Source organism: Belnapia sp., assembly GCF_059504005.1.
The window spans coordinates 1-6,778 of the sequence record NZ_JCACHU010000063.1 but is presented as its reverse complement, the minus strand read 5'-3'; the positions used below and the strand labels follow the sequence as shown (position 1 = coordinate 6,778).

General features: G+C 65.1%; 6 protein-coding genes. 1 reads left to right on the top strand and 5 read right to left on the bottom strand.

The window, feature by feature from the left end; genetic code table 11:
• Positions 1 to 18: 18 nt before the first annotated feature.
• From tnpB (AC5JJ1_RS10120) to AC5JJ1_RS10100, 5 genes are all read right to left on the bottom strand, one after another.
• On the bottom strand, positions 19 to 312 hold the full coding sequence (tnpB, locus tag AC5JJ1_RS10120) for an IS66 family insertion sequence element accessory protein TnpB (protein WP_495784997.1): 294 nt from the start codon (positions 310 to 312) through the stop codon (positions 19 to 21).
• The gene (locus AC5JJ1_RS10115) at positions 248 to 2,350 is read right to left on the bottom strand and encodes a recombinase family protein (RefSeq protein ID WP_495784996.1); all 2,103 of its coding nucleotides are present in this window, start codon (positions 2,348 to 2,350) and stop codon (positions 248 to 250) included. Before AC5JJ1_RS10115 ends, tnpB (AC5JJ1_RS10120) begins: the two co-directional genes overlap by 65 nt.
• A 246-nt stretch (positions 2,351 to 2,596) precedes the next feature.
• Positions 2,597 to 2,800 (bottom strand): IS66 family insertion sequence element accessory protein TnpB, encoded by a 204-nt coding sequence (gene tnpB / locus AC5JJ1_RS10110; RefSeq protein ID WP_495784995.1) that lies wholly within the window; start codon positions 2,798 to 2,800, stop codon positions 2,597 to 2,599.
• On the bottom strand, positions 2,797 to 3,195 hold the full coding sequence (tnpA, locus tag AC5JJ1_RS10105; protein WP_495784994.1) for an IS66-like element accessory protein TnpA: 399 nt from the start codon (positions 3,193 to 3,195) through the stop codon (positions 2,797 to 2,799). The genes tnpB (AC5JJ1_RS10110) and tnpA overlap by 4 nt, the downstream gene beginning before the upstream one ends.
• Positions 3,174 to 4,019 carry an IS110 family transposase gene (locus tag AC5JJ1_RS10100; protein ID WP_495784993.1) on the bottom strand — a complete coding sequence of 282 codons (846 nt, stop codon included), beginning with the start codon at positions 4,017 to 4,019 and terminating at the stop codon, positions 3,174 to 3,176. Before AC5JJ1_RS10100 ends, tnpA begins: the two co-directional genes overlap by 22 nt.
• Positions 4,020 to 4,642: 623 nt before the next feature.
• Between AC5JJ1_RS10100 and AC5JJ1_RS10095 the strand changes: the two genes are divergently transcribed.
• Positions 4,643 to 6,640, top strand: a complete 1,998-nt coding sequence (locus AC5JJ1_RS10095) for a hypothetical protein (RefSeq protein WP_495784992.1) — start codon at positions 4,643 to 4,645, stop codon at positions 6,638 to 6,640.
• Positions 6,641 to 6,778: the final 138 nt, after the last annotated feature.

Here is a 6,778-nt window from a genome sequence, read left to right as displayed (position 1 = left end):
ATACCACTGCGCCGTACACTATCCCGCCAGCTCCGGCCGATAGGTCCGTACTGGGCTTCTCCAATCGATTCCGTCGAGCATGTAGGCCAGCTGCGCGCCCGATATCTGCAGGCAGCCGTCGGTCGGCGAGGGCCAGATGAAGCGTCCCTTCTCCAACTTCTTGGCATACAGCGACGTCTCTTGGTCATGATGCCTCTCCAGAGCAGGTTTGGAACGCGAGTGTGCTGATCCTGGGTAGCTGCCCGGTTCATGATGGCTGCCTTGGTGGCAGGCGCCCGCCTGGGCCACGCTGCCGCAGCAGCCGCTCGACATCCTCCAGCCGGACGAGCCAGAGGCTCCGGTCGGCCGCCTCGACCCGTCGCGCCGGCAAGCGTTTTTTGTAGAGCCACAGGTAGACCGTGCCCTCGGGCATGTTCAGGCGGCTGGCAATCTCTGCCGGCGTGAACTCGCCCGCATCGCGCACCACGACGTTGGTTGGTCGCGCGAGCCGTGCCGGGACTAGGCCCATGCGAGTCATGAGGGAGCGAACGCCACTTTCCCGGTAGGGCTTGCCGTGTGCGGAACTCCAGCCTTCCGCCACCAACGTCCGAGTGATGGCGGGCGGCCGCCTGCCCTCGCTGTGCAGGGTGCGAATGCGCTGGATCAACTCAGCATGTCGAGACAGCTGTGTAGTGCGTCGGACGGGGCGTACCAGGGTGTGGTTCGTGCGATGTCCGCCGACCCAGACGCAGGTGACGTCCGCCTTCTCGGTGTTTCCCTGCAGAAGAATCTCGACGCGCTCCAGCAGCAGGCGCGCAATCTCCTTCCGCTCGACGTTGGTCGTGGTGTCTGCGCGCCAGAGCGCTGGTACATCCTCAGACAGGTGCCTGATCGCATCACGGTCGCCTGGCGATAGCTGGATTGGCTCGCGGGCGAGAAACCGCGTGTGTTCCTCCCGTAGCCGCGTCTCAGCGGCCAGTGCCTCCTCCCAGCGCCGCTCAAGGCTTCGAACCACCAAGCGGTTCTCCGGCTCGACCGCATTGTATTGCCGCTCGGCGCGCTCGACCTCGTAATGCGCCTGCTCAAGGCGCAGGGTCCATTGTCGGTGCCGCGCTGCCCGTTCAAGCTCGACATCCTCGGCCATGGCAAGGCTTACCTCGACCACGGCAGGGCGCAGCACCTCGAGCACCAGGCCTGCAATGAGCGCGTCAAGCGCGGCGCCGGAGAGCGCCTGGCATTGCGGTGCGCCATAGTTGAGCTGGTGGTGTGTACAGCCGTAACGGAGGTCGTGTCCGTTGGTGCTGTAGCAGGTCACCATGCGGCTGCCGCAGCAGCCGCAGTAGAGCAGGCCGGCCAGCAGCGACGGCCCACCACGGGGAACACCCTTGTGCTTGCTCCGGTTCGCCATCAGCCGCCGCTGGTTTTCCTCGAAGCTGTCCCAACTGATGTAGGCCGGCCAACGGCCCTGCAACAGTATGCGCCAGTCTTCTGGATCACGGCTCGGCTGCCGGGCGTTCCGCCGATGACGGCTACCCGGCCTCTCCGGCAGGCGCCGACCGAACGCGTAGGCGCCGGCATAGGCGGGGTTGGTGAGCATGTTGACGATGCCGCCGCGATGCGGCCGGTGCCAGACAACTTCACCTGCGGCTGATCCACTCCGGGCCCGGTCTGGCAGGGCGATGTCGTGGTCGACGAGGTAGCGCATCACGCCGTGCACGCTGCCGCGACGCTCAAAAACATCGAACACGAGCCGGATGACCTCGCGCACGCGCTCGTCCGGATCCAGGCAGACCTCGCCCGACGGCCGCTTGAGATAGCCGCGGGGCATGTTGAACCCGAGCTCACCGCGTCCGGCCTTGTTCCAGCGCCCCTGATCGAGGCGAGCGCGCATGATATGCAGCTCCGCCTCGCTCATCGTGCCCTTGAGCCCGAGGAGCAGCCGGTCATTGTAGAGCGCCGGATCATAGACCCCATCGCTGTCTGCGATCAGCGTGCCGGCCAGCGCGCAGATCTCGAGCAGCTGGTACCAGTCGCGGCAGGAACGGGCGAGGCGCGAAACTTCGAAGCCCAACACAAGGCCGACATGGCCAAGGCCGACTTCGGCGACCAGGCGCTGAAATCCCGGTCGTCCCTCGACCGTGGCGCCCGAGCAGCCAAGATCATCGTCAATGACCGCGACGCGCGAGCGCGGCCAGCCCAGCTGGCAGGCGTGGTCGACAAGGCCATACTGCACACTTGTCGATTCCCGATGGTGCTCCAGCTGTTGGAGGGTCGATTGCCGGACGTAGACCACGGCCTGCCGATCAAGGTGGCGGGCGAGGATTTTGCCCGGTAGTGCTGCTCCATTCAGGGAACCCGGCATCTGCCTCATTGGCCGTCCCTCCCTTGGAACCCTCGGTCGGTTTCACAAGCGACAGCCGCCGCAGCGCCAGGCGGCCGATCAGAACCGCCAGCCGCCGGCGCTGCGCCAGCGATAGGTCCCTCCAGCACGGTACGGTCCCGCTTGTGCCTTGCCTCATTACGGCGCCTCGCCATCCAGCGCGCCAAAGCCGCAAGCGCTTGAATGCTTGCGACCGCCGTTCCCCCTAAATCAATCTCCTTTGCAGAGGTTCCAGCGCTAGGGTTTGGACATGCCAAGCCCATCGTGCCAGACGATCTTGACCAGGTCCGCCCTGCGGCCGCGAAAGACGTAGAGATCGCCGCAATGCGGGTCGCGGCCGAGCGTCTGCTGCACCTGTAGCGCCAGGGAGTGCATCCCGCGGCGCATGTCCGTGTGGCCAACCGCCAGCCATACCCGGACACCAGACGGCGTCGGGATCACGTGCGCAACGCCGCCAGCACGCGGCGCAAACTCGCCGCGCTGATCGACGCGGCAACACGCACCGCAGTCCCGTCCGGCAGCACGATCTCGATCCGCTCGTGTGCCTCGTCTTCCACCGTGGGAGGGCCGGCACAGGGTCGCGAGCCCGACCCACCCGGCAGCGCTGGCGCAGCCATCTCCGGCACGATCTGCAGCGGCAGGAAACCCGGTGTCTCGGCCACCAGCCTGCCGCGCCGCTGTGCGTCCCGCCATTGCCAGAGCAGGCCGCGGCTCACATCATGCCGTCGGGCGACCTCGCTGAACTTGACCCCAGGCTGGGTCAGCTCGGCCAGGATCCGCAGCTTCTCCTCAGCCCGCCACGACCGGCGGCGCTCTACCCCGGTGATGATCTCCATCCGTCACTCCGCCGCTTGTCCTTACCGACGCTCCAAAGAACGCTCGTAGGATCAAAGGCAGGTCCCAAGCAGATCCGGTAGGCGGTACTCGGCGAATGCGTACGCACCACCCCGATGCCATGGGCCTCGACCAACGCTGGCGAGCGGCGCTGGACGAGCTTCTGGAGATGGGCATCGTGTGCCCGGATTTCGTCGTCGAGGGCCAGCCAGCGTCGGGCAATGGCACGCAGGCTGGTCTTGGCCGAGGCCACCGTTGTGGTGACTGCGCCGGGCCGTAGCGCAGCCAGGTGCTGCAACAGCGTCTTCTTGCCCCGGAGCGCCTCGAGCTGCTCGCGAAGAGTAGCGGGAGCCTCGACGATGAGCGACTTCAGCGCGAGCATGGCTTGCGTTCGTGCCTTGACCGCGGTGTCACGGGCAACTTTGAGGTGCCTGATCATCTCTGCCTCGCTCATCCCGGACTTTGGAACGGCCGCACGATAGCCGCCGAGGAGTGTGCGGGCTGCGACCTCGGCGTCGAGGTGATCTGCCTTGCCGTGCTGGTGGCGGGCTCGCCGATCAGGCCGGCAGACCTCGTGGACGGTGTGCCCGCTCTCACGCAAGAACCGCGACAGGCCCGCGCCGTAGGACCCGGTCCCCTCGATGGCGAAGCCGCGGATGGATCCCAGCTTGGCGGCCCAAGCCTCCAGGTCGTAGTAGCCTTGCGTGCAGGCGGAGACGGTCAACTCTCCGACACGCGCACCAAGCCCGGTGATGGCGACGGCGGTGTGGGTCTGCTTGTGTGTGTCGACACCGATTATGACGTCTGTTGAGGTGGCCTCGTTCATTGTACCGGGTCTCCGGAACGGGTGAGGGTCCGGCAGTCTCGCAGGGGGACAGGACTGTGATGGGACGAACGCCGCCAAGCTCCTATGAGGTCACATCCCGCTTGACCGCCGGTGCCGCTCGGAAGGCCGACAGATCCACCTCAGGACACGCGGCCAGTAGAGATCAGGGGTCAGACCCGCCGAGCGGCCTGGATACTCTCACAATAGAGCCAGATGGCATGGTGGATGACCTCGGCCGGAAAACGGTAGGCGGGGTATGTGATAGGCTCGGACGGCATCCGGCGAGCATGGCCCGACCAACTCATTCCGGCCAGAGCCGGAAAACCTGACAATACCTCCTCAGCAGTCTACCCGGCAACCGGACGCTGGGCGACCCGTGCAACAAGGTCATACAGCATGCTACCTGGGTATGTTGTACCGCTTCGATTGCGGCACAGACTCGTTCAAGAACCCCCATGTGACTCAGCGCCCGTAGGTTTCCGTATAATAGTCGGCAGGACGACAACCGCCGGAGACCGTGCATGGGCGACCTTTTCTCTAACTCCGGTCCCTCAGTCGGGGGGCGCGTCGCTGGTGGAACGAATGCGCTACCAGCGGAGCCCAACGGCCCTGGAAGTCTGCAGGTGTTCGAGGCGCAGCTCCTGGGTCAAAGTCAGACCGACTGGCGAACCCTTTTCGGGGGTTATAAACGCCTCAAGGCCATCACCTACTCCTCCAGCATCCCGGCTCTGCTGGCCGTCGCAGACCTGTTCGAGGACATGGAGATTCTGTTCGGCTCCGAGCGCGTGCTCAGCAGGGAGCTTGGGGCGCTCGAGGACGCCACTGCGGTTGCTGGATACCGGTTTGTGGATGCGGTCGCAGACCAGAAGGCCGCGATCGAGCGCCTGCTTCGGCCGGCCCTGCTGCGGGGCGGCCAGCCGCTCTTGCAGCGGGTCCACCAAGGAAGCCTGCGCTTCGCCGTCTTGCGGCAGGCGCCAAGCCACGAAAAACTCTACCTCCTTGAGGCTGAGGGCGCTGCCCGACGCGTTGTCGTTGGCTCTGCAAACCTCTCGCTCTCTGCCCTAACCGGTAGGCTACGTGAAACCTTCGTAGCCTTCGACGGTCCGGAGGCCTACGCTGCCTTCGCTGCCTATGCGACTAGGGATGAAGAGGCGGCCGACATGATAGAGCCGGACCTGCTGGTCGTGCTGAGAGGTAATCCGGCCGCCAGCCCAGGGGAAACCCCGGTTGAGATCGCGGCGCAGCCTGTACCTTTGGAACAAACGCCCGCCGTGCGGCGCCTCGATGCCGGACTCGTTGTCGTCGAGCAGCCCCGTCGGATCACCATTGCTACTCTGGGCGCCGAAGCGCTGCGCGAGGCCGGCCGGCTCGGCACTGAGCTGCGCGAGATGACCTTCGAGAAGGACCGACGGGGCGCCACTATCATTACCGCAAAAGGCTTCCTTCGCGCCTGGCGCACTTTGGCATCGAAGCCCGTCGTGCAGGAAAGCGACCGCATCCATTCCGCCGTTCTCGATCTGGGCAGTGGCCTTGTCATGCTAGACAACAGCATCTGGCACGAGTTCGGACGAGCGGTCGATGCGGGCGAAGTGCGGCGTGACGCCGGGCTCCTTGACGCCTACATGCGCTCCTTCGCCGGATTTTATGGCGACACCGCCCGCATCCAGCGCGGCTACTGGGCGCTGATGGCGTGGCTCTACGCTGCACCCTTCGCCCCGCTATTGCGCACTGCCATGACACGCCATGACGGGGAGACGTTTCGTTATCCCGTATGCGGCTTGGTCTATGGACAGTCGCACGGCGGCAAAAGCCATCTTTCTCGCGTCTTGGTCCGCTCCATGTTCGGCGTCCACAAGGAGTTGCCCGGGCGCGATTTTACCACCGCCCGAGCGCTTGGTTTCCGTGACCGCATGGCCGCCATCCCACTGATCGTAGATGACCTTAACAACCGCAAGATGACCGAGCACCTACCCGATCTGGTGAAGTCGGATCGTGAGTTCTCAGAGCGCTATGCCCCGATCCTAATCAGCACCAACCGCGACGTCCAAGCGGTAGCACCCGAGCTACGGAAGAGGATGGTCGTTGTGCACGTGGCTGGATCGAAGCCAAAGGCACTGTCGACGGTACCGGCGCAAAGGGCGATGGCAATCGGGACCGGGGTGTACCGAGATTACCTGAACCGAATTGGACCGCAGATCCCGAGGTTGCTCGAGGCCATCGCGGAAGACCCTGGTGCTCCGCCCGACCTCGTCGGCCTGTCAGCGTCGTGCTTGCGAGATACCTACGCCGAAGCGCTGGGGTCGGCCCCCGACTGGGCGTCCGACATTCGGTCTGACGATATCGACACCATGAAGGACCGGCCCTTCCTCGAGGCGCTCACCGAAATGTCCGAGCGCGCGCCAGGCCAAGTGGCTATCGATCGGCGGGCTGGGTTGATGACCCTGCGCTTCGCCGGGGACACCAACGCCGCGCTGCGCTTCGAGAAAATGGTGCCGGCCCAGGTCTTACGTGGCCGAATTGGCGATGCTCTCACCCTCGACGTGGTCGCGCTCGAGCGGGAGTGCGGCTACGCGAGTTCCGCCGCGGCGCGCTCCTGGCTCACCTGGTTTCGCCGCCGATAAATGGCTGCCAACTGGATGTTGAGTATCTACGCATGGTCCCTTGCATCGCTTCGACTTCAGTCGGGGCGTAGGATGTAACCATATGGGGTGCGGCACGGTTCGATGAGACAGCCGACTGCGGTAGAGATCACCGCAACC

What these genes read in the sequence shown, in the direction of transcription:
- AC5JJ1_RS10100 (WP_495784993.1), bottom strand. Translation starts at nt 4,019, where the DNA reads ATGAACGAGGCCACCTCAACAGACGTCATAATCGGTGTCGACACACAC.
- tnpA (WP_495784994.1), bottom strand. Translation starts at nt 3,195, where the DNA reads ATGGAGATCATCACCGGGGTAGAGCGCCGCCGGTCGTGGCGGGCTGAG.
- AC5JJ1_RS10115 (WP_495784996.1), bottom strand. Translation starts at nt 2,350, where the DNA reads ATGAGGCAGATGCCGGGTTCCCTGAATGGAGCAGCACTACCGGGCAAA.
- tnpB (WP_495784997.1), bottom strand. Translation starts at nt 312, where the DNA reads ATGTCGAGCGGCTGCTGCGGCAGCGTGGCCCAGGCGGGCGCCTGCCAC.